The following is a 21,144-nucleotide window of genomic DNA, read 5'->3' on the forward strand; positions in this document are numbered from 1 at the left end:
CGCGGGGCATGAGCGCCGAACTGACCCCCGAGGTCGTCGACTTCCTCTCCGCCGGCACCCGTACCGGCCTGCTCGCCTTCACCGCCGCCGACGGCCGCCCGCTCGCAGCGCCGGTGTGGTTCGTGGTCGAGGACGGCGCGCTCGTCTTCAACACCGGCGCCACCACCGCGAAAGGCCGCGCCCTGGCGCGCGACCCCCGGGTTGCGCTCGTCGTCGACATCGCCGAGCCGCCGTACGCGTTCGTGCAGGTCCAGGGCGTGGCCGAGACCAGCGAAGACCCCGGCGAGCTGGTCCGCACCGCGACCGCGCTGGGTGCCCGCTACATGGGCGCCGACCGCGCCGAGGAGTACGGCCGCCGCAACGCCGTCCCCGGCGAGCTCGTGGTGCGGCTGCGCCCGACGAAGGTCGTCGCGAACCTGGCCGTCGCCGACTGACCGGCCCCGGTCAGCCCCGCTGCGCCTGGTCGTTCGCGGGCGCGCCGCGTTCGGAGTCGGCGTCCCAACCCGCGGCGAGCCGTGAGACGACACCCGCGAAGTCGTTGGTCGCGACGGTCAGGTCGCCGGCCCGGCCCGCGGCCAGGCCCAGCAGATAGGCGGTCACCGGCGCGGCCGGACGGCTGACCCCGTGCGCGACGTCGGCGGTCAGGTCGAGGACCGTGTCCACCAGCGCGTCGGTGTCGACGGTGTCCTCCAGCCCCAGCTCCCGGCGGACGGCGGTGACCCACTCGGTCATGGCTCTCGAATCGTCGCTCACCCCGGCAACCTACCCACCGCCGCGGGCGATCACGCCCGGAACGCCGACGGGTCCTCGGCGAGATCGGCGCTGCGGGTGTCGCGCACCGGCAGGTCCGAACCGGAGCTGCCGCCGCGGCGTCAGCCCCCGAACAGCGCCGGCAGCTTGAGCAGCAACTGCCACAGCCCGTAGGCGAACGGCACGCCCACCCACAGCCAGGCCAACACGATCAGCACCGGCGGGACCCGGCGCTCCTGCCCCTCACGCGCGCTCATCGCGTGGCCTCCTGTTCGCCGGTACGGGCACCGTCATCGGTACGGGCACCTTCACCGGTACGGGCACCTTCGTCGGTACGGGCACCTTCGCCGGTACGGACACCGGAGCGGCTCCCGGTCGTCCCGTCGTCCGTCTCGTGCCACTTCGGGTCGACCGGCCTGATCAGCTCGTTGGCGACGAAACCGATCACCAGCAGGACGATCATGATGATGAACGACGTCGTGTAACGCGCCGGGCCCGCCTCGCCCTGGTGCGCGTCGGCGATCGCGTTGACGATCATCGGGCCGAGCACCCCCGCGACCGACCATGCCGTGAGCAGCCGGCCGTGGATCGCGCCCACCTGGTAGGTACCGAACAGGTCACGCAGGTACGCCGGGGCCGTCGCGAAGCCGGCACCGTAGAACGACAGGATCAGCATCGCGCAGATCAGGAACAGCACCTTGTTCGAGTTCGTCGTGAGCTCGATGACGAGGTAGAGGATCGCGCCGACATACAGGTACATCCGGTAGATGTTCTTGCGCCCGATGAGGTCCGACGTCGTGGACCACACGAAGCGCCCGAACATGTTCGCCAGCGACAACAGGGCCGCGAAGCCCGCCGCGGCGGCCGCGAACGACGCCGCAGGGTTCGACCCGCCGAAGAAGTCCATGAAGATCGGCGCCGCCTTCTCCAGGATTCCGATGCCCGCGGTGACGTTGAAGCACAACACGATCCACAGGAGCCAGAACTGTGGCGTCTTGATCGCGTTGGCCGCCGACACCCCGCTCGTGGTGATCAGCTTGCCCGTCTTCTGCGCCGCCGGGTTCCAGCCCGCCGGACGCCAGTCGTCGGCGGGGACGCGGATCAGCAGCCAGCCCATCGACATGAACACCGCGTACGCCAGGCCCATGATCAGGAACGTCAGCGCGATCCCGTCGGGGTCCGGCGGGTTCCCGGTGGCCCCGAACGCCGCCAGCATCGACGCCGACCACGGCGACGCGATCAGCGCGCCACCACCGAAGCCCATGATCGCGATGCCGGTCGCCATGCCCGGCCGGTCGGGGAACCACTTGATCAGGGTCGACACCGGCGAGATGTAGCCGATGCCCAGCCCGATCCCGCCGACGGCGCCGTAGCCCAGCACCACCAGCCAGTACTGCCGCGTCCACACGCCCAGCGCCGAGATCAGGAAGCCCGCCACGAAGCAGATCGACGACACGAGCATCGCCCAGCGCGGCCCGTTGCGGTCGACGCGCGTGCCGAACACCGCCGCCGACAGCCCCAGCATCACGATGCCCAGCTGGAACGGCAGCGAACTCGCGACACCGGAGATGTTCAGGCCCTTCTCCAGAGGCGTCTTGAACACGCTCCACGCGTAGGCCTGCCCGATCGCGAGATGCACCGCGAGCGCCGCCGGGGGGACGAGCCATCGGCTCCAGCCGGGCCGCGCGATGATCCGCTCACGGGTGAGGAAACCGGCGCGGTGGCCATCGGTCACGGTCATGGACACATCCCCTCGAACGGACTGAACCGGCCGAAGACAAGTGAGCGTGACGCGCGTCGCAGTGCGGGAGGTCGCGCTCACCGAAAGGTCCGGTTCCGGCGGCGCCGTGCTTGGCTCGGGGTATGACGCTCCCCCTCGACGGCATCCGCGTCGTCACCTTCGACCACGCCGTCTCGGTCCCCTACGCCGGACGACTGCTCGCCGACCTCGGCGCCGACGTCGTCAAGGTCGAGCGTCCCGGCGGCGACTTCGCCCGCTTCTACGACACCGCCTGCGGCGACGTCTCCTCCTACTTCGCGTGGATCAACCGCGGCAAACGCTCCGTCGTGCTCGACCTCAAGTCCCCAGCCGGGCTCGCCGCCGCGCACCGGCTCGTCGACACCGCCGACGTCGTCCTCGCCAACCTCGGCCCCGGCGCGACCGCCCGGCTCGGGCTCGACGGCGACACCCTGCGCGCCCGGCTCCCCCGGCTCGTCACCTGCGAGCTCACCGGCTACGGCGACGGTGGGCCCGCCGCGGGCCGCAAGGCCTACGACGCCCTCATGCAGTCCGAGGCCGGGCTGCTGGAGCTCACCGGCGACGGACCCGTCACCGCCCGCGCCGGCATCTCCGTGGCCGACATCGCGGCCGGTGTGCAGGTCCACGCCGCCGTCCTCGCCGCGCTCCTGCACCGGATGCGCACCGGCGAGGGCGCCACCCTGCGCATCTCGCTGCTCGAGGCGCTCACCGAGTGGATGCACCAGCCGATGCTCTACGCGCTCGGCACCGGCACCCCGCCCCCGCGCACCGGCGGCCACCACCCCTCGATCGCGCCCTACGGGCCCTTCCCCTGCGGCGACGGCGTCTCCGTCCACCTCGCCGTCCAGAACGAACGCGAGTGGGCGCGGCTGTGCGCCGTCGTCCTCGGCGACGCCACCCTGGCCACCGACGCCCGCTTCACGGCGGTGCGCGACCGCGTCGCCAACAGGGACGCGCTGCACCACGAGATCGACCGCAGGCTGGCGACGATCAGCGCCGAGCGTGCAGGCGAGCTGCTCGACGAAGCCGACATCGCCTGGACCCGGGTCGGGCTGGTCGCGGACCTGCCCGACCACCCCCAGCTCATCGCCCGCAACCGCTGGCGTGACGTCGCCGTGCCGGGCGGGCCGACGGTGCCGATGGCGGTGCCGCCCGTCGACTCCTCGGCCTGGCCCGCCCCCGACGGCGCCGTCCCCGCCCTCGGCGCCCACACCCGCGAGGTCCTCACCGAGCTCGGCTACACCGGCGACGACCTCGCCACGCTGCTTCCCTGACCCGCGCGCGGGACGACCGCGCGCAACCGCACTGCCACGAAACGGCCCGTCGACAACAGTGAGGTTGCGGCCGATCGTTCGCGCGCAACCGCACTGCTGTCCGCGGCCCGGAAATCAGCAGTGAGGTTGCCGCCGATCATTCGCGCGCAACCGCACTGCTGTCCGCGGCCCGGAAATCAGCAGTGAGGTTGCGCGGGGGTTGCTCGCCCCGGCAACGCAGAACGCCGGCCCCCTGACCCGGGGACCGGCGTTGCGTGAAGCGCTGAGTGTCAGGCCGAGCGGTCGCGGCGCTCCCGGCGCGGAGGCTGCCGGGGCACGATCGTCGGGTTGACGTTGCTGCGGACGGTCTCCTCCGTCACCACGACCTTCGCGACGTCGTCGCGGCTCGGGATGTCGTACATGACCGACTGCAGCACCTCCTCCATGATCGCGCGCAGGCCGCGGGCACCGGTCCCGCGCAGGATCGCCTGGTCGGCGACGGCCTCGAGCGCGTCGTCGGTGAACTCCAGTTCCACGCCGTCCATCTCGAACAGCTTGCGGTACTGCTTCACCAACGCGTTGCGGGGCTCGGTCAGGATCTTGACCAGGGCGTCCTTGTCGAGCGAGGTCACCGACGCCACGACCGGGAGCCGGCCGATGAACTCCGGGATCAGCCCGAACTTGATGAGGTCCTCGGGCATCGTGTCGGCGAAGCTCTCCGACGACTCGAGGTCGGACTTGGAGCGGATCTCCGCGCCGAAGCCCAGCCCGCGACGACCCACCCGGTCACCGATGATCTTCTCCAGGCCCGCGAAGGCACCGGCCACGATGAACAGCACGTTCGTCGTGTCGATCTGGATGAACTCCTGGTGCGGGTGCTTGCGGCCACCCTGCGGCGGGACGCTCGCGGTGGTGCCCTCGAGGATCTTCAGCAGCGCCTGCTGCACACCCTCGCCGGAGACGTCGCGCGTGATCGACGGGTTCTCCGACTTGCGGGCGATCTTGTCGACCTCGTCGATGTAGATGATGCCCGTCTCGGCGCGCTTGACGTCGTAGTCCGCCGCCTGGATGAGCTTCAGCAGGATGTTCTCGACGTCCTCGCCGACATAGCCGGCCTCGGTCAGCGCGGTGGCGTCGGCGATGGCGAAGGGGACGTTGAGCAGCTTGGCCAACGTCTGCGCGAGGTAGGTCTTGCCGCAGCCCGTGGGACCGAGCATCAGGATGTTCGACTTCGCGAGCTCGACGCCGTCGCCGTCGGCTCCGCGTGCCTTGTCGCCCGCCTGGATGCGCTTGTAGTGGTTGTAGACCGCGACGGACAACGTCCGCTTGGTGGCGGACTGGCCCACGACGTACTGGTCGAGGAAGTCGTGGATCTCGGCGGGCTTGGGCAGCTCGTCGAGCTTGACCTCACCGGCCTCGGCCAGCTCCTCCTCGATGATCTCGTTGCAGAGATCGATGCACTCGTCGCAGATGTAGACGCCAGGACCCGCGATCAGCTTCTTGACCTGCTTCTGACTCTTCCCGCAGAAAGAGCACTTGAGGAGGTCACCGCCGTCACCGATGCGTGCCATGAGTGCAGACCCCAGTCCCATCCGGCACACCGACGCGGTGCGCCCGCTCGTGACGGTACCTGCCGAGCACGCTTCCCGGGGAGCGTCGAAACGCCCTGTTCGGGAAACGGCTCGGCAGACGGTCGAATCCGAGGCCCCGAGGCCCCTGCCGCCGGCCCGCCGGACCGGACGACCACGTCAGCCGACGGCCGACAGCTTCCGGCTCTGGATGATCTCGTCGACGATGCCGTAGTCCTTGGCCTCGTCGGCGGTGAGGATGCGGTCGCGCTCGATGTCCTCGTGCACCTGCTCGGCCGTGCGGCCGCTGTGCTTGGCGAGGGTGGTCTCGAGCAGCCGCCGCATCCGGGTGATCTCCGCGGCCTGGATCTCCAGGTCGGACACCTGGCCGTAGAAGCCCTCGGTGGCCGGCTGGTGGATCAGGATCCGGGCGTTCTGCACCGCGAGGCGCCGGCCCGGGGTCCCGGCGGCGAGCAGCACCGCGGCGGCCGACGCCGCCTGCCCGAGGCAGACGGTCTGGATGTCGGGCCGGATGAACTGCATCGTGTCGTAGATCGCCATGAGCGACGTGAACGAGCCGCCGGGCGAGTTGATGTACATGCTGATCTCACGGTCGGGGTCCGCGGACTCCAGGCACAGCAGCTGCGCCATGACGTCGTTGGCCGACGCGTCGTCGATCTGCACGCCGAGGAAGATGATGCGCTCCTCGAACAGCTTGTTGTACGGGTTGGACTCCTTGACCCCGTAGCTCGTGCGCTCGACGAACGAGGGCAGCACGTACCGCGACTGCGGCATCTGGAAGTTGCTCACTGGGCACTCCCGTTCCCGTTCGACGCTGCGTCGGGCAGCTGCCCGGCACGCGAGATCACGTGGTCGACGAACCCGTACTCGAGCGCCTCCTGCGCGGAGAACCAACGGTCGCGGTCGAAGTCGGCCGTGATCTTCTCGACCGTCTGGCCGGTGTGGCCCGCGATCAGCTCCGCCATCTCACGCTTGTGCCGGCGGAACAGCTCCGCCTGGATCGCGATGTCGGACTCGGTACCACCGACACCCGCCGACGGCTGGTGCATGAGGATCTGGCAGTGCGGCAGGGCGAAGCGCTTGCCGCGCGTGCCCGCCGACAGGAGGAACTGGCCCATCGAGGCAGCCAGCCCCATCGCATAGGTGGCCACGTCGCACTCGATGAACTCCATCGTGTCGAAGATGGCCATGCCCGCGGTCACCGAACCGCCGGGCGAGTTGATGTACAGCGCGATGTCGGCGGTGGGGTCCTCCGCCGACAGCAACAGCATCTGTGCCGCGATCCGGTTGGCGATGTCGTCGTCGACCTGCTGGCCGAGGACGATGATCCGCTGCTGGAGAAGCCGCTCGTACACGGAGTCCGACAACGTCATCGACGTCGGCGCGCCGCGGCGCATCTCCGGCGGCAGGCCCGCGGAACGCGGGCCGCTGTCCTGCTGGCTCACGAGCCCTCCTCGACGGTAGTCCGATGTTGAGCCTGCTGGCTCACTCACGTCATTCCTGCCTTCTGTCCGTACCCGGCTCGCGTACCCGGCCCGCCCCGTGGCGTCCGGGGTGATCCGTGTCGCCGACCCTACGCGGACGCCGGGACCGGCGTCCGCGTTCGGACGGGTTGTTCGCTGTGGGCGCACCCGGCGCCCACAGCGGGACGGTCAGGCGCTGGTGGACGCACCCTTGGCGGCGTCGGCGTCGTCGGAGCCCGGCGCGTCGCCGGCCTCGTCGGAGGCAGCTTCGTCGGAGGCGGCGTCGGCGTCGGCGGACGCGGCCTCGTCGGAGACCACGTCGCCCTCGACGACCTCGGGGGCCTCGTCGTCGGCCGGGCCGAGGAGATCGGAGAGGTCGACCGCGGCGCCCGCCTCGTCGGTGACGGTGGCGGCCCGCACGGCGACGATCAGCGCCTTGCTGCGCCGCACGTCGGAGTAGATCGCGCCGAGCTGGCCCGACTGCTGGATGCGCTGGACGAACTCGTCGGGCGACATCCCGTACTGCTGGGCCTGGTAGACGATCCGCTCGGTGAGCTCCTGGTCGCTGACCGAGACCTCCTCCGCGTCGGCCAGCGCGTCGAGGATCAGCCGGACCTTGACCGACTTCTCGGCTTCGGCACGGGCCTCCGCGTCGAACTCCTCGCGGGTCTTGTCCTGCGTCTTCAGGAACTCCGCGAACTTGTCCTCGTCGTGGTCGAACGCGTGGACGGCGTCGTGCAGGGTCGACTCGACCTCGGCGTTGACGACCGACTCCGGCAGCGGCACCTCGGTGGCGTCGACGATCGCGTCGAGCACCTTGTCGCGGGCCTGCGTGACCTGCTCCATGCGCCGGACGCGGCCCAGCCGCTCCTTGAGGTCGGTGGTCAGCTCGTCGAGCGTGTCGAACTCGCTGGCGAGCTGGGCGAACTCGTCGTCGGCGTCGGGGAGGCTGCGCTCCTTGACGGCGGTGACGGTGACGGTGACCTCGGCGTCCTTGTCGGCGTACTCGCCGGCGACGAGCGTCGAGGTGAAGGTCTTCGACTCGCCGGCGGACAGGCCGGTGATGGCCTCGTCGATGCCGTCGATCAGGCCGCCCTGGCCGACCTGGTAGGAGAACCCAGTGGTCGCGGCCTCCTCGATCTCCTTGCCGTCGACCGACGCGGCGAGGTCGATCTGGACGAAGTCGTCGTTCGCGGCGGCGCGCTCGACACCGGTGAGGGTGCCGAAGCGGGCGCGCAGCGAGTCGAGCTGCTCGGTGACCTGCTCGTCGGTGACCGACACGTCGTCGACCGCGACGGTGACGCCGTCGAGGTCGGGCAGCGTGATCTCGGGCCGCACGTCGACCTCGGCGGTGAATGTCAGCTTCTCGCCGTCGGCGATCTCGGTGACCTCGATCTCGGGCTGCCCGATCGGGGTGACCTTCTCCGACGCCGTCACGGCCTCGCTGTACTTGCCGGGGATCGCGCCGTTGACGACCTCGTCGAGGACGACACCGCGGCCCAGGCGGGCCTCGAGGATGCGGGCCGGCGCCTTGCCCTGGCGAAAGCCGGGGATGCGGACCTGCTGGGCGATCTTCTTGTACGCGCGGTCGAAGTCGGGCTTGAGCTCGTCGAACGGCACCTCGACATTGATACGGACGCGCGTCGGGCTGAGGTGCTCGACGGTGCTCTTCACGGTGGTACTCCTCGGACTGGCGGCCGGCGATGTGGCGGTTCGCGCGCCGCGCCGTGCGGACCGTCCGGCCCCTGCCGAGCTGGCGGCGTCCGGGCTGGTCACACGATGCGCGGAGTGGTTCCGACCGCGCTGAGGCGGTCGTGACGCCGGCGCGACGGCGTCATTGGTCCGGCCGAGTCTAGGCGAGCCGTCACAGACCCTGATGCCGGACCGCCGCGAGGTGCGCCGTACGTCACCGTGACGGCGCGTCGAGCCGGTGCCCGGTGGGCGTTCAGCCGGGTCCCGCGGCACCGACGGGCAGTACCACGTCGGCGAACGTGACGTCGACGGCGACGGGCCCGAGCACCGTGCGGACGCGCTCGGCGAGGGCCCCGGCGAGGGCGGGCAACGGCGTGCCGAACCGGACGACGACCGCGACCCGGGTGGGCTCCCCCGGTCCGCCGACGCGGACGCCCAGCAGCCGCCGGCCGGGCAGGTACGACGCGACCGCGCCGAACGGACCGCCGTCGAGCCGGTCGACCTCGGGGTGGGCGAGCACGGCGGAGGCGACGGCCTCCGCGGTCCCCCGCGGCGCCGACGTGCCGGACTGCTGCGGAGGGCCGTCGGGCGTGGTCACGTCCACAACGGTAGCGCCGCGCCGGGTCGTGGCACGACTCGTGAGCGGCGATAGTCGCTCTAGCGACTATCGCCGCTCACAGGGTTCTGGGCCCGCCAGGCAAACGCCGGGGCCCCGGACGTCGCCGTCCGGGGCCCCGCGCAGGTGTTGCAACCTACTTCTTGAAGGCGTCCTTGACCTTCTCGCCGGCCTGCTTGAGGCTGCCGGCGACCTGGTCCTTCTTGCCCTCGGCCTCGAGGCTCCTGTCGTCGGTCGCCTTGCCGGCGCCCTCCTTGGCCTTGCCGGCCATCTCCTGCGCCTTGTTGTCGATCTTGTCGTCCAGACCCATCTCGACCTCCTCGCGGTGGGTCCCGGCGCCGGGGGTCGTCCCGGCGGCTGCGGTTCCCTCGACGACCGGATACCCGACGGCCCCTCGCGCTACACGGTGGATGGCGCGCCGCATTTCCGGCCACAGTATGGTGAGCCCGGTCACAGCAGGCACGATGTGGGTCGACGGGGAGCACGTCGGGGTACGGCCCACCAGTTCGAGATCCGGGGGGAGCGGTGACGGCGTTGCACGATGCCGGAGAGCTGCACCCCGCGCCGGGAGCGGCTCGGCGGAACCCCACGCGCGCGGCGCCGCAGCCCGACTCGGCGGCGGAGCCCGCGCGACCTGTCGTCGCCACCCCGGACGACCTCGACGAGCAGACCCTGGTCGTGCGCGCCCAGGAGGGCGACGTGCGCGCGTTCGAGACGCTGGCCCGTCGCCATCAGGTGGCGTTGTACCGGCTGGCGGTGCGGGTGCTGGGCAACCGTGCCGACGCGGAGGACGCGCTGCAGGACGGGCTGCTCGACGCGTGGCGCCGGATCGGGTCGTTCCGGGGGGAGGCGTCGTTCTCGACGTGGCTGTACCGCATCGTGACCAACCGCTGTCTGGGCCTGCTGCGCCGGACGAGGCCCGCGGTGCCGGTCGCCGACCCGACCGAGGCGGGCGACGTCGTCGGCGCGAGGTCGGCGTCGCCGGAACGACAGGCCGAGCTCGACGCGGGGATGACGGCGCTGGCCGCGGCGCTGACGGGTCTGCCCCACGACCAGCGGGTGTGCTTCGTCCTGCGTGAGCTGGAGGGCCTCGGCTACGCGGAGATCGCCGAGATCACGGGTGCGCGTGAGACGACGGTGCGCGGGCGCATCCACCGCGCACGCAAGGCCCTGGCGGAGGTGATGCGGCCGTGGCGCTGACCCCCGACACCGGGACCCCCGACACCGGGACCCCCGACACCGGGACCCCTGACACCAGGACCCCTTACACCCGCACGCCCGGCGCGGTCGAGGCTCACGTTCCGGTCGAGCCCCTCGCCTGTGGGCGCGACGCCGCCGAGGTCTGGGACCACACCGAGGCCGGGACGCTCGACGAGCACGAGCGCGACTGCCCGCACTGCGGTGCTGCGGCGGCCGACGCGCGCGGGCTGGAGGCGATGGTTGGCAGGCTCGCGCAGGAGCCGCTGGTGCCGCCGGCGACGGTCGTCGACAGGGTCGTCGGCGCGGTGCTGGCGGAGCTGCGGCCGCGGGACCTGATCCCGCTCGACTCCCCCCACGGCCCGGCGGCGCTCGACGCGGCGGCGGCGGCCGCGGTGCTGCGCGGTGTCGTCGACGCCATGGCCGGGATGCGGGCGCGCAGCTGCCGGATCGCGCGACCGTCGTCGTCCGACGGCAGGCCCGGTCCGGCCGAGGTGGCGATGACGGTGACGGCCCGGTTCGGGGTCGACCTGTCCTCGACGACCGCGCGGGTGCGGCAGATGGTGCTGGCGGCGGGCGAGCAGGCGCTGGGGGTGCCCGTGGCGCGGGTGGACATCGAGGTGGTCGACGTGTTTCTCGACGAACCGGGCCCGGCACGGTGAGCGACCACCCGGAGACGACGTTCCGCGCCGGGGACGCGCTGGTCGCGCGGGTCGCGGCGGAGACGGCCGCGGCGGTGCCGGGCGTCGTCGCGCTGCGCACCGACCTCGCCGGGACCCTGCTCGGGCTGGCCGGCCAGGTGCTGGGGACGCGACGGGCACCGGTGGTGGCTGCGCGCGTCGACGGCGGGCAGGCGGAGGTGTCGCTGTCGGTCGTGACGCGGCTGGGGTTCAACTGCCGTGACCTCGTGGTGGCGGTGCAGCGGGAGGTCGCGGACGCGGTCCGCGCCTACACCGGGCTCGACACGCTGGTGCGGGTGACGGTCGTCGACGTGCTGATCGACCGGCCCGCGAGCACGTCGACCGACGCCGACGTCAGCGCGCGGTGAGGACGCAGTCGCCGCAGGTCCCACCGCCGGGTGCCTTGTAGTAGAGGCAGCAGGACCGTCGCCGGAAGGTCCAGCCCGTGTCGGGGCGGACGGGCGCGAGCCGCTCCCCCGCGGCGGCGAGGGCGGGGTGGTCGAGTACCGCCGCGGCGATGTCCGCGGCCCGCTGCGCGGCGTGCGGGCGACCGGTCGCGACCAGCCGTTTCCCCGCGGCGACCGACGAGGCGGCGTTTCCCCACAGGGTGCGCGGTGAGACGCGGACGTGGGCGCAGACGGCGTCGACGAGCGGGGCGAGGTGCTCGTCGACGAGGAACCCGGCGAGCCGGGCCCCCAGGGTGGCGACGTCCGGGCCGGGGCCCGCGAACACCCCCGGGTCGTCGACCCACAGCGGCCACGGCCCGGTGGCGGAGACGCGCCAGTGCACGTCGGCGGCGGTCAGGGCGGGAACGACGTCGTGCAGGATCGCGACGGCCAGCGGTGCGGACAGGACCCGGGCAGCCATCCCCTGCATGGTGATCGAGGCGGCGATGCGGTCGTCGACGGGCCCGGCGTCGCCGCCGAGGACGCGTCCGACGTGCGCGATCCGCGCACCCATCGGTGCGGGGTCGGTCCAGAGCTCGGCCAGCGGGCGCCAGGTGGGGTCGACCGCCTCCGCCGGGTTGGTGTCGACGAGGAAGAAGTCGTTGAACCCCGCGACGTCGGCGAGTGCCGCCCGGACGTCGACGCGCTCTCCCATGGCGACAGTGTCACGCACGGCCGTGGGCCCCGGGGCGGGCGGCCCACCCGGCGTGTTCGCGGACCGTCACCACCACTGGGCCGAACGAGTGACGATCTTGTTCTCGGCACGGTGTTCCGCAGGTCGCGACTGGGTTCCGCGCGGGCGGGCAGGCCTCGGAACAGGGCGGTTCTCGCAGGTCGGGCCGGGAGTCATCCTGCTCACTCACCGCGTGAGTAGCGGAATCCGGGGGCCGCGTGCGACGCTTTGCGCGGATGACCGCACCCGGAGTTGTGCGCGGTCGCGTTCGTGGTGCGCAGACGACCCCGGTTCGTGAGAGGTCGTCCTGCCGCCGCGCGTCCGTGTAACGACGGGTTTGGCATTCGAGTTCCCGATTGGTGCACCTGAACGGACGAGCACCCGCGTCCAGGCGGGCGTGTCGGATACTCTGTTCGGAACCATTAGGTCCACGTCGTCCCGATGCGAACGTCGGGGTGCACCGAGACGACAGGAGGAGCTGTTGGCTGCGATCAGCGAGCAGACCGGAGGCCCTGAGGGCAGGTCGGGAGGGCTCTACTCCCCCGACCACGAGCACGACGCGTGCGGTGTCGCACTCGTCGCCGATCTCAAGGGCCGCCGTGACCACGGCATCGTCCGCAAGGGTCTCACGGCCCTCCTGCGGTTGGAGCACCGTGGCGCACGTGGCGCGGAGACGAACACCGGTGACGGTGCGGGCATCCTGATCCAGGTCCCTGACGAGTTCTTCCGGGCCGTCGTGGACTTCGACCTGCCGCAGCCCGGCGCCTACGCCGTCGGCACCGCGTTCCTGCCGGCCGACCCGGCGAAGGCCGACGAGGCCGTCGCGCGCATCGACGCGCTCGCCGCCGAGGAGAACCTGCGGGTCCTGGGCTGGCGCGAGCTGCCGACCGACCCCGACGGCGCCGACATCGGCCCGTCCGCGCGCGCGTCGATGCCGGGCTTCCGCCAGCTGTTCGTGGCCGGCTCCGAGCCCGCCGCGGCCGAGGCGCCCACCGGCATCGAGCTGGAGCGCCGCACGTTCTGCCTGCGCAAGCGCGTCGAGCACACCGTGGGTGTCTACTTCCCCAGCCTGTCGCCGCGCACCATCGTCTACAAGGGCATGCTGGCCGAGCCGCAGGTCGAGGCGTTCTACCCCGACCTGTCCGACGAGCGGGTCACCTCGGCCCTGGCCGTCGTGCACTCGCGGTTCTCCACGAACACGTTCCCCGCGTGGCCGCTGGCGCACCCGTACCGCTACGTCGCCCACAACGGCGAGATCAACACGCTGCGCGGCAACCGCAACTGGATGGCCGCGCGCGAGGCGCTGCTGGCCTCCGACGTGCTGCCCGGCGACATGGAGCGGCTGACGCCCGTCGTCACCCCGGACGCGTCGGACTCCGCGACGTTCGACGAGGTGCTGGAACTGCTGCACCTCGGCGGGCGCAGCCTGCCGCACGCCGTGCTGATGATGATCCCCGAGGCGTGGGAGAACCACACCGAGATGGATCCGGCACGGCGGGCGTTCTACGAGTACCACTCGACGCTGATGGAGCCGTGGGACGGCCCGGCGCTCGTCGCGTTCACCGACGGCACCGTCATCGGCGCCGTGCTCGACCGCAACGGTCTGCGCCCCGCGCGCTACTGGGTCACCGAGGACGGGCTCGTCGTGCTGGCCTCGGAGGTCGGCGTGCTCGACGTGCCGGCGTCGCAGGTCGTGCGCAAGGGCCGGCTCGAGCCGGGCCGCATGTTCCTGGTCGACACGGCCGCGGGCAAGATCGTCGACGACGACGAGATCAAGGGCGAGCTGGCCGCCGAGCACCCGTACGAGGAGTGGCTGCACTCGGGCCTGATCCGGCTCGAGGAGCTGCCCGACCGCGAGCGCGAGCAGATCGCGCACTCGGCGCTGCAGCACCGTCAGCAGACCTTCGGCTACACCGAGGAGGAGCTCACGGTCCTGCTCCGGCCGATGGCCATGACCGGTGCGGAGCCGATCGGCTCCATGGGCAACGACGCGCCCATCGCCGGCATCTCGGAGCGCCCGCGCCAGCTGTACGACTACTTCATCCAGCTGTTCGCGCAGGTCACCAACCCGCCGCTCGACGCGATCCGCGAGGAGCTCGTCACCTCGCTGCAGAGCCAGCTCGGTCCCGAGCAGAACCTGCTGCAGGCCGGCCCGGCGAGCTGCCGCACGATCGTGCTGCCGTTCCCCGTGCTGGGCAACGACGACCTGGCCCGCATCGTCCACATCAACGACGACGGCGAGTACCCGGGCTTCGCCTCGCACACCGTGCGCGGCCTGTTCGAGGCGGCCAAGGGCGGCGACGGTCTCGTCGAACGTCTCGAGGAGATCAAGGCCGAGGTCTCGCAGGCCATCGCCGACGGCGCGCACCTCATCGTGCTGTCCCAGCGCGGTGTCGACGCCACGCACGCGCCGATCCCGTCGCTGCTGCTCACCGGCGCGGTGCACCACCACCTGGTCCGCGAGCGCACCCGTACCCGCGTCGGCCTGGTCGTGGAGGCGGCCGACGCCCGCGAGGTCCACCACATCGCGCTGCTCATCGGCTACGGCGCCGCCGCGGTCAACCCGTACCTGGCGATGGCCACGGTCGAGGACCTGGCCGACCGGGGCGACATCCCGGGCGTCGACGCCAAGACCGCGGCGAAGAACCTGGTCAAGGCGCTGGGCAAGGGCGTCCGCAAGACGATGTCCAAGATCGGTGTCTCGACGGTGGCGTCGTACACGGGCGCGCAGATCTTCGAGTCGATCGGGCTGGGCCACGAGGTCATCGACTCGTGCTTCACGGGGACCACGTCGCGGCTGGGCGGCGTCGGGTTCGACGTCCTCGCCGAAGAGGTACTGCGGATGCACCGCAAGGCCTTCCCGCGCGACGACGTGCGGGCCACCCACCGCACCCTGGAGTCCGGCGGCGAGTACCAGTGGCGCCGCGAGGGCGAGCTGCACCTGTTCAACCCGCAGACCGTGTTCAAGCTGCAGCACTCGACCCGGCAGGGCCGCTACGACGTCTTCAAGGAGTACACCCGCGCGGTCGACGACCAGGCAGGTCGTCTCATGACGCTGCGCGGGCTGTTCAAGCTCAAGGAGGGCGTCCGCCCGCCGGTGCCGATCGACGAGGTCGAGCCGGTCGAGTCGATCGTCACGCGGTTCGCCACCGGCGCGATCTCCTACGGCTCCATCTCCCAGGAGATGCACCAGACGCTCGCCATCGCGATGAACCGCCTCGGCGGCAAGTCGAACACCGGCGAGGGCGGCGAGGACACCGACCGCTTCACCCCCGACGCCAACGGCGACAGCCGGCGCAGCGCGGTGAAGCAGGTGGCCTCCGGCCGCTTCGGCGTGACCAGCGAGTACCTGGTCAACTCCGACGACATCCAGATCAAGATCGCGCAGGGCGCCAAGCCCGGCGAGGGTGGCCAGCTGCCCGGCAGCAAGGTCTACCCGTGGATCGCGAAGACGCGGTACTCGACGCCTGGCGTCGGCCTGATCTCGCCGCCGCCGCACCACGACATCTACTCGATCGAGGACATCAAGCAGCTCATCCACGACCTGAAGAACGCCAACCCCAGGGCCCGCATCCACGTGAAGCTGGTCAGCCAGGTCGGTGTCGGCACGGTCGCGGCGGGCGTGGCCAAGGCGCACTCCGACGTCGTGCTCATCTCGGGCCACGACGGCGGTACGGGTGCGTCGCCGCTGTCGTCGATCAAGCACGCGGGTGGCCCCTGGGAGCTCGGCCTCGCCGAGACCCAGCAGACGCTGATCGCCAACAACCTGCGCGACCGCATCGTCGTGCAGGCCGACGGTCAGATGAAGACCGGTCGTGACGTCGTCATCGCCGCCCTGCTGGGCGCCGAGGAGTTCGGCTTCGCGACGGCCCCGCTGGTGGTGTCGGGCTGCATCATGATGCGCGTCTGTCACCTCGACACGTGTCCGGTCGGCGTCGCGACGCAGAACCCCGTCCTGCGGGAGCGCTTCGACGGCAAGGCCGAGTACGTCGTCAACTTCATGCGGTTCATCGCCGAGGAGGTGCGGGAGTACCTGGCCGCGCTCGGCTTCCGGACCCTGGAGGAGGCCGTCGGGCACGCGGAGATGCTCGACACCGACGACGCGGTGCGGCACTGGAAGACCCAGGGCCTCGACCTGCGGCCGATCTTCTACATGCCCAAGCCCCCGGCCGGCAGCTCGCGCCACCGCACCCGCGGCCAGGACCACGGCCTGGAGAAGGCGCTCGACAACACGGTGATCCAGCTCGCCGAGGGCGCGCTCGCCTCCGGCGACAAGGTCCGGCTCGACCTGCCGGTCCGCAACGTCAACCGCACCGTCGGCACCATGCTCGGCTACGAGCTCACCAAGCGGTGGGGCGGCGAGGGCCTGCCCGACGACACCATCGACATCACGTTCACGGGGTCAGCCGGGCAGTCGTTCGGCGCGTTCGTGCCCCGGGGCATCACGATGCGCCTCGTCGGCGACACGAACGACTTCTTCGGCAAGGGCCTCTCGGGCGGCCGGCTCACGCTGCGTCCCGACCCGACGGCGCCGTTCACCGCCGAGGAGAACGTGATCGCGGGCAACGTCATCCTCTACGGGGCGACGTCGGGTGAGATCTTCGTGCGCGGCATCGTCGGCGAGCGGTTCTGTGTCCGGAACTCGGGCGCGACGGCCGTCGTCGAGGGCGTGGGCGACCACGGCTGCGAGTACATGACGGGCGGCAAGGCCGTCGTACTCGGCCGGGTCGGCCGCAACTTCGCGGCCGGCATGTCGGGCGGTGTCGCCTACGTGCTCGACCTGCCGCAGCACCGGGTCAACCCGGAGATGGTCGACATCGACCCGCTCGACGAGGCCGACCGCGAGTTCCTGCGCGACATCGTCGAGCGCCACCACGCCGAGACCGACTCGGCCGTGGCGCGCGCCCTGCTCACCGACTGGGACGTGGCCGTCGAACGTTTCGGCAAGGTCATGCCCAAGGACTACAAGCGCGTCCTCAAGGCGCGTGCCGCCGCGGAACGCGACGGCCGCAATGTCGACGAGGCGATCATGGAGGCCTCGCATGGCTGACCCGAAGGGATTCCTCACCACCGAGCGGGAGACCCCGAAGCGCCGTCCCGTCGACCTGCGCCTGATGGACTGGCGCGAGGTCTACGAGGACTTCCCGCGCGAGAACCTGGAGAAGCAGGCCGGGCGCTGCATGAACTGCGGTATCCCGTTCTGCCACCAGGGCTGCCCGCTGGGCAACCTCATCCCCGAGTGGAACGACCAGGTCTGGCGCCACGACTGGCGCGAGGCCATCGAGCGGCTGCACGCCACCAACAACTTCCCGGAGTTCACCGGGACGCTGTGCCCCGCCCCGTGCGAGGCGGCGTGCGTGCTGGGGATCAACCAGAACCCCGTCACCATCAAGCAGGTCGAGATCGAGATCATCGACCGCGCCTGGGACGAAGGGTGGGTCACCCCGCAGCCGCCGCAGGTGCGGACCGGTAAGAAGGTCGCGGTCGTCGGCTCCGGGCCCGCGGGCCTGGCCGCCGCGCAGCAGCTCACCCGGGTCGGGCACGAGGTCGTCGTGTTCGAGCGGGCGGACCGCATCGGCGGCCTGCTGCGCTACGGCATCCCCGAGTTCAAGATGGAGAAGGCGCGGCTCGACCGCCGCCTCCAGCAGATGAAGGACGAGGGCACCCTGTTCAGGGCGTCGGTCGACGTCGGCACCGACATCACCGCGTCGCAGCTGCGGGCCGAGTTCGACGCGGTCGTCCTCGCGGGCGGGGCGACGGCGTGGCGCGACATCCCCGTCGAGGGGCGTGAGCTCGCGGGCATCTACCAGGCGATGGAGTTCCTGCCGTGGGCCAACCACGTGCAGCAGGGCGACATCGACGCACCGCCGGTCTCGGCGGAGGGCAAGCACGTCGTGATCATCGGCGGCGGTGACACGGGTGCCGACTGCCTCGGCACCTCGCACCGCCAGGGCGCCGCCTCGGTGACGCAGCTGGAGATCATGCCGACGCCGCCGGAGCACCGCACCGCGGGCATGCCGTGGCCGACCTACCCGATGGTCTACCGCGTCTCCTCGGCCCACGAGGAGGGCGGCGAGCGCCTGTTCGCGGTCAACACGACCGAGTTCGTCGGCGACTCCGACGGCCACGTCCGCGCGCTGCGCCTCGTCGAGGTCAGCCGCGACGAGTCGGGCCGCTTCGTGCCCGTCGACGGCACCGAGCGCGAGCTTCGGGCCGACCTCGTGCTGCTGGCGATGGGCTTCGTCGGCCCGGAGAAGGGCAAGCTCGTCACCGACCTGGGCGTGGAGCTCGACGAGCGCGGCAACGTCGCGCGCGACGACGCGTACATGACCAGCGTCGACGGCGTGTTCTCCGCGGGCGACATGGGCCGCGGCCAGTCGCTGATCGTGTGGGCGATCGCGGAGGGCCGCTCGGCCGCCGCGGGCGTCGACCGGTTCCTGACCGGCCGGGACGTCCTCCCCCGCCCGATCAACCCGACGGACCGTCAGATCGCCTGACGCGTCGTCCGCGCCGAGTTCGACCTGAGACTGCTTCGATCATGGTCGGGACCAGTCGGATGTCGAACTCGGCGTTCAGGGATCAGGGGGACACCTCGGCGAGGTCGGGGAAGCGCGCCCGCAGGTCGGCGTCGATCTCCACACAGGTGCGTTCGAGATCGGCCGCGCCGAGCGTGTCGTCGAAGTCGAGCCTGGCGCACACCAGGATCTGGTCGGTGCCGAGCATCATCGTGAGCAGGTAGACCACGGAGTCGACCTCGCGCCGGGCGGCGAGTGCGTCGCGGATCGCGACGACGGTCCGCGGGTCGGCCTGACGGCCGACGAGCAGGCCCTTGTTGGTGCGCCCCAGGACATAGGCGACGCCGGTGAGCAGCAGGCCGATCAGCAGCGAGGCGATGCCGTCGTAGATCGCGGAGCCGGTGAGCTGGTGCAGCCCGACGCCGCCGAAGGCCAGCAGCAGCCCGATGAGCGCGGCGGAGTCCTCGAAGAACACCGTCTTGACCGTGGGATCGTCGGTGCGGCGCAACCACTCCAGCGAGGACAGGTCGTCGGCGGCGGCTTCGCGGCGCAGCTGGCGGACGGCCGCGCGGGGTTCGGCCACGTGCGCAGCGTATGACCCCTCGGGGCGGGGCGCCGCCCCTGCAACGGTTGTCCCCGGGTGGGCTGTCGGCGGTGACCGGTTCGTCCTGATCTGCCGACGGCACAAGGGATGTGGGCGCCCCGTCGAGTCGTCAGGCTGTTGTGATCATCGGCGTGTCGTGCCGGTCGCCGACGCCGGGTGCCCGCTCGACGGCCCTGGGCGAGGGACCGAAACTCCTCGCCCGCCCGCGCGTTGTCCGAGTGACCGGGACCGGTGGAACGGGGAGCCTCCACCGGTCCCGGTTGGTCTGTCCGGGGCGTCGCATCACGCGGGCAGGAGCCGGAAGACCGGGTAGCCGGGCGCGATGACGAGCAGGGACGCGTCGTCGGCGGAGGCGTCCGCCCCGTCGAAGAAGACACCCACCTCGAACTTCCAGCGGCGCAGGTACTCGCGCAGGATCGCGGGCTTGGCGGCGTCGTCGAGCTCGGTGACGGCGATGGTCTCGGTGCGCCGGCCCACGCGGAGCTCGCCGCCGCCCGCGACGCGGATGTTGCGCACCCACTGGGTGACCCCGCGCGGGGCGACGAGGTAGCGCTCGCCGTCGACGGTGAGCAGGTTGACCGGTGTGGTCCGCCACTCGCCGCTGGTGCGGCCGCGGACGGCGAGGACCCTGCTGCCCCAGACGCTGACGCCGAGGCGGGTGAGTCCGGCGACGGCGCCGTTGAACAGGGCGGTGAGGCGGCCGGGGGCGATGTAGCGGGCGGCGGTGGCGGTCACGGTGTCCTCCTCGGTTTCGAGAGCAGTGCTCTCTGTCGAGGACAGTGAACCTCTCCTGCGCGCCCACGTCAAGAGCAGTGCTCTCGTTTCGGATCAACGGCCGGCAGGATCGGGGTCGTGAGCGGCAATAGTCGCTCCAGCGACTATTGCCGCTCACAGACGTAGTCAGGTCAGGACTCGATGAGCTCCAGCTCGAACGCGTCGTCGCCGATCCAGACCCGCAGACCGTCGCCGTCGTCGGTGATGAAGCCGTCCTCCTCCTCACCCAGTTCCCGGATCGCCCCGAGGGCACGCTTGCTCAGCTCGATCCGGCCCCCACCGATATCCATCGGCCGGTACTCAGGGGCGAGGCGGGCGGTACGGCTCTCGGTGGAAAGCCATCGCGCGTTGTCCTCGCCGACCTCGGCCACCCACGTCATCGTCGACATGACGCAAGTATTCGCCGTCAGCCGGGCCAGGAGAAGATCCCGGCCGGGCGGTGTCACGCAGCGACGAAATACGCGGTTGCGGGCTCGGCGGCCACCGCCTCGCGCCGCAGCCGTCGAACCCGCAGCCGGTAGTAGATGCCGAACGCGGACGCGGTCACCGCGGCCATCCCGGCGCCGACCGCGAGACCGACGAGCGGGCTCTCGGCCACGACCGGCCCCAGCAGCAGGCCTGCCACCAGCATGTACACACCCCACGCCGACGACGACGCCAGCGAGCACGGCACGAACCGGCGTACCGGCAGCCCCACGCGGCCCGCGACCGCCGTGCTGACGAGCCGTCCGCTCGGCACGAACCGCGCCGCGACGAGCGCGACCAGCGGCCGGGTCAGCATCGTCGCCGTCACGCACTGCGCGACCGGGCCGGCGCGGTCGACGTGGCGGGCCACCAGCCGCGTCGACGACCGGCCCAGCGCGTGCACCAGCAGGTCGCCCAGCACGCAGCCCAGCAACGCGGCGAGGACCAGCAGGGCGACGGCGCCGACGTCACCGTCGGCGAACGCCGCGGCGTACCCCGTCATCAGGATCGTCTCGCTGGGCAGCATCGGGAACGGCGCGTCGAGCGCGACGAGGACGACGAGCGCCAGCGGCAGCCATGGGCTGTGCAGAACGGCCGTGCAGATCGAGACGACGTCCACGCTCGCACTCCCCTCTCGTGGCGGCGACCGACGTCGATACTTCGCGATC

Annotated in this window: 20 protein-coding genes and 1 pseudogene; 7 read left to right on the forward strand and 14 right to left on the reverse strand. The window is 71.6% G+C overall.

The window, feature by feature from the left end:
* Nucleotides 1–8: 8 nt before the first annotated feature.
* On the forward strand, nt 9–434 hold the full coding sequence (locus PSU4_RS08090; protein ID WP_147104371.1) for a PPOX class F420-dependent oxidoreductase: 426 nt from the start codon (nt 9–11) through the stop codon (nt 432–434).
* 10 nt (nt 435–444) lie between these two features.
* On the opposite strand, the gene PSU4_RS08095 is transcribed toward PSU4_RS08090, so the two are convergent.
* From PSU4_RS08095 to PSU4_RS08100, 3 genes are all read right to left on the reverse strand, one after another.
* Complete coding sequence (locus PSU4_RS08095) at nt 445–753, reverse strand: DUF6457 domain-containing protein (RefSeq protein ID WP_147104374.1); 309 nt, start codon at nt 751–753, stop codon at nt 445–447.
* Between the two features lie 119 nt (nt 754–872).
* Nucleotides 873–1,007, reverse strand: coding sequence for an MFS transporter small subunit (locus tag PSU4_RS32740; protein WP_281290664.1), 135 nt, complete (start codon nt 1,005–1,007; stop codon nt 873–875).
* On the reverse strand, nt 1,004–2,491 hold the full coding sequence (locus PSU4_RS08100) for an OFA family MFS transporter (RefSeq protein ID WP_246114997.1): 1,488 nt from the start codon (nt 2,489–2,491) through the stop codon (nt 1,004–1,006). Before PSU4_RS08100 ends, PSU4_RS32740 begins: the two co-directional genes overlap by 4 nt.
* A gap of 122 nt (nt 2,492–2,613) precedes the next feature.
* Here PSU4_RS08100 and PSU4_RS08105 point away from each other — a divergent pair, with 122 nt between their 5' ends.
* Nucleotides 2,614–3,783: a CaiB/BaiF CoA transferase family protein gene (locus PSU4_RS08105; RefSeq protein WP_147104379.1), complete on the forward strand. Its 1,170-nt coding sequence runs from the start codon at nt 2,614–2,616 to the stop codon at nt 3,781–3,783.
* 269 nt (nt 3,784–4,052) lie between these two features.
* Here the strand turns inward: PSU4_RS08105 and clpX are convergent, their stop codons facing one another.
* The 6 genes from clpX to PSU4_RS08135 all read right to left on the reverse strand — a co-directional run bounded on the left by clpX (nt 4,053) and on the right by PSU4_RS08135 (nt 9,432).
* Nucleotides 4,053–5,333, reverse strand: a complete 1,281-nt coding sequence (gene clpX, locus PSU4_RS08110) for an ATP-dependent Clp protease ATP-binding subunit ClpX (protein WP_147104382.1) — start codon at nt 5,331–5,333, stop codon at nt 4,053–4,055.
* A gap of 177 nt (nt 5,334–5,510) precedes the next feature.
* Nucleotides 5,511–6,125, reverse strand: coding sequence for an ATP-dependent Clp protease proteolytic subunit (locus PSU4_RS08115; RefSeq protein WP_186816815.1), 615 nt, complete (start codon nt 6,123–6,125; stop codon nt 5,511–5,513).
* 11 nt (nt 6,126–6,136) lie between these two features.
* Nucleotides 6,137–6,748 (reverse strand): ATP-dependent Clp protease proteolytic subunit, encoded by a 612-nt coding sequence (locus tag PSU4_RS08120; RefSeq protein WP_147104530.1) that lies wholly within the window; start codon nt 6,746–6,748, stop codon nt 6,137–6,139.
* Nucleotides 6,749–7,003: 255 nt separating this feature from the next.
* Nucleotides 7,004–8,488 (reverse strand): trigger factor, encoded by a 1,485-nt coding sequence (tig, locus tag PSU4_RS08125; protein WP_147104387.1) that lies wholly within the window; start codon nt 8,486–8,488, stop codon nt 7,004–7,006.
* Between the two features lie 271 nt (nt 8,489–8,759).
* Nucleotides 8,760–9,104 carry a hypothetical protein gene (locus PSU4_RS08130; protein ID WP_246114998.1) on the reverse strand — a complete coding sequence of 115 codons (345 nt, stop codon included), beginning with the start codon at nt 9,102–9,104 and terminating at the stop codon, nt 8,760–8,762.
* A gap of 154 nt (nt 9,105–9,258) precedes the next feature.
* Complete coding sequence (locus PSU4_RS08135; RefSeq protein WP_147104390.1) at nt 9,259–9,432, reverse strand: CsbD family protein; 174 nt, start codon at nt 9,430–9,432, stop codon at nt 9,259–9,261.
* A gap of 215 nt (nt 9,433–9,647) precedes the next feature.
* On the opposite strand from PSU4_RS08135, the gene PSU4_RS08140 reads away from it, so the two are divergent.
* Genes PSU4_RS08140 through PSU4_RS08150 form a run of 3 tightly spaced genes read left to right on the forward strand, consistent with a single transcriptional unit; the run spans nt 9,648 to nt 11,367 of the window.
* Nucleotides 9,648–10,322 (forward strand): RNA polymerase sigma factor, encoded by a 675-nt coding sequence (locus PSU4_RS08140; RefSeq protein WP_246114999.1) that lies wholly within the window; start codon nt 9,648–9,650, stop codon nt 10,320–10,322.
* On the forward strand, nt 10,313–10,981 hold the full coding sequence (locus PSU4_RS08145; protein WP_246115000.1) for an Asp23/Gls24 family envelope stress response protein: 669 nt from the start codon (nt 10,313–10,315) through the stop codon (nt 10,979–10,981). The genes PSU4_RS08140 and PSU4_RS08145 overlap by 10 nt, the downstream gene beginning before the upstream one ends.
* Nucleotides 10,978–11,367 (forward strand): Asp23/Gls24 family envelope stress response protein, encoded by a 390-nt coding sequence (locus PSU4_RS08150; protein ID WP_147104393.1) that lies wholly within the window; start codon nt 10,978–10,980, stop codon nt 11,365–11,367. The genes PSU4_RS08145 and PSU4_RS08150 overlap by 4 nt, the downstream gene beginning before the upstream one ends.
* Here PSU4_RS08150 and PSU4_RS08155 read toward each other — a convergent pair.
* A complete protein-coding gene (locus PSU4_RS08155; protein WP_147104540.1) occupies nt 11,354–12,100 on the reverse strand; it encodes a (2Fe-2S)-binding protein in 747 nt (248 codons plus the stop codon). The two genes, PSU4_RS08150 and PSU4_RS08155, sit on opposite strands and share 14 nt — an antisense overlap.
* Nucleotides 12,101–12,599: 499 nt before the next feature.
* Here PSU4_RS08155 and gltB point away from each other — a divergent pair, with 499 nt between their 5' ends.
* On the forward strand, nt 12,600–17,168 hold the full coding sequence (gene gltB, locus PSU4_RS08160; protein ID WP_147104396.1) for a glutamate synthase large subunit: 4,569 nt from the start codon (nt 12,600–12,602) through the stop codon (nt 17,166–17,168).
* Nucleotides 17,161–18,615, forward strand: coding sequence for a glutamate synthase subunit beta (locus tag PSU4_RS08165; RefSeq protein ID WP_147104399.1), 1,455 nt, complete (start codon nt 17,161–17,163; stop codon nt 18,613–18,615). Before gltB ends, PSU4_RS08165 begins: the two co-directional genes overlap by 8 nt.
* 91 nt (nt 18,616–18,706) lie before the next feature.
* Here PSU4_RS08165 and PSU4_RS08170 read toward each other — a convergent pair.
* From PSU4_RS08170 to PSU4_RS08185, 4 genes and pseudogenes are all read right to left on the reverse strand, one after another.
* A pseudogene (locus tag PSU4_RS08170) lies at nt 18,707–19,198 on the reverse strand (cation diffusion facilitator family transporter); the annotation flags it as partial.
* Between the two features lie 321 nt (nt 19,199–19,519).
* Nucleotides 19,520–19,972, reverse strand: a complete 453-nt coding sequence (locus PSU4_RS08175; RefSeq protein ID WP_147104402.1) for a nitroreductase/quinone reductase family protein — start codon at nt 19,970–19,972, stop codon at nt 19,520–19,522.
* 170 nt (nt 19,973–20,142) lie between these two features.
* On the reverse strand, nt 20,143–20,400 hold the full coding sequence (locus tag PSU4_RS08180; RefSeq protein WP_147104403.1) for a hypothetical protein: 258 nt from the start codon (nt 20,398–20,400) through the stop codon (nt 20,143–20,145).
* Between the two features lie 53 nt (nt 20,401–20,453).
* A complete protein-coding gene (locus tag PSU4_RS08185; protein WP_147104404.1) occupies nt 20,454–21,095 on the reverse strand; it encodes a DedA family protein in 642 nt (213 codons plus the stop codon).
* Nucleotides 21,096–21,144: the final 49 nt, after the last annotated feature.

It is taken from the genome of Pseudonocardia sulfidoxydans NBRC 16205, from assembly GCF_007989085.1.
Classification (GTDB): domain Bacteria; phylum Actinomycetota; class Actinomycetes; order Mycobacteriales; family Pseudonocardiaceae; genus Pseudonocardia; species Pseudonocardia sulfidoxydans.

What these genes read in the sequence shown, in the direction of transcription:
- PSU4_RS08100 (WP_246114997.1), bottom strand. Translation starts at nt 2,491, where the DNA reads ATGACCGTGACCGATGGCCACCGCGCCGGTTTCCTCACCCGTGAGCGG.
- PSU4_RS08120 (WP_147104530.1), bottom strand. Translation starts at nt 6,748, where the DNA reads ATGCGCCGCGGCGCGCCGACGTCGATGACGTTGTCGGACTCCGTGTAC.
- PSU4_RS08155 (WP_147104540.1), bottom strand. Translation starts at nt 12,100, where the DNA reads ATGGGAGAGCGCGTCGACGTCCGGGCGGCACTCGCCGACGTCGCGGGG.
- clpX (WP_147104382.1), bottom strand. Translation starts at nt 5,333, where the DNA reads ATGGCACGCATCGGTGACGGCGGTGACCTCCTCAAGTGCTCTTTCTGC.
- PSU4_RS08105 (WP_147104379.1), top strand. Translation starts at nt 2,614, where the DNA reads ATGACGCTCCCCCTCGACGGCATCCGCGTCGTCACCTTCGACCACGCC.
- PSU4_RS08165 (WP_147104399.1), top strand. Translation starts at nt 17,161, where the DNA reads ATGGCTGACCCGAAGGGATTCCTCACCACCGAGCGGGAGACCCCGAAG.
- PSU4_RS08090 (WP_147104371.1), top strand. Translation starts at nt 9, where the DNA reads ATGAGCGCCGAACTGACCCCCGAGGTCGTCGACTTCCTCTCCGCCGGC.
- PSU4_RS08115 (WP_186816815.1), bottom strand. Translation starts at nt 6,125, where the DNA reads ATGCCGCAGTCGCGGTACGTGCTGCCCTCGTTCGTCGAGCGCACGAGC.
- PSU4_RS32740 (WP_281290664.1), bottom strand. Translation starts at nt 1,007, where the DNA reads ATGAGCGCGCGTGAGGGGCAGGAGCGCCGGGTCCCGCCGGTGCTGATC.
- PSU4_RS08135 (WP_147104390.1), bottom strand. Translation starts at nt 9,432, where the DNA reads ATGGGTCTGGACGACAAGATCGACAACAAGGCGCAGGAGATGGCCGGC.
- PSU4_RS08180 (WP_147104403.1), bottom strand. Translation starts at nt 20,400, where the DNA reads ATGTCGACGATGACGTGGGTGGCCGAGGTCGGCGAGGACAACGCGCGA.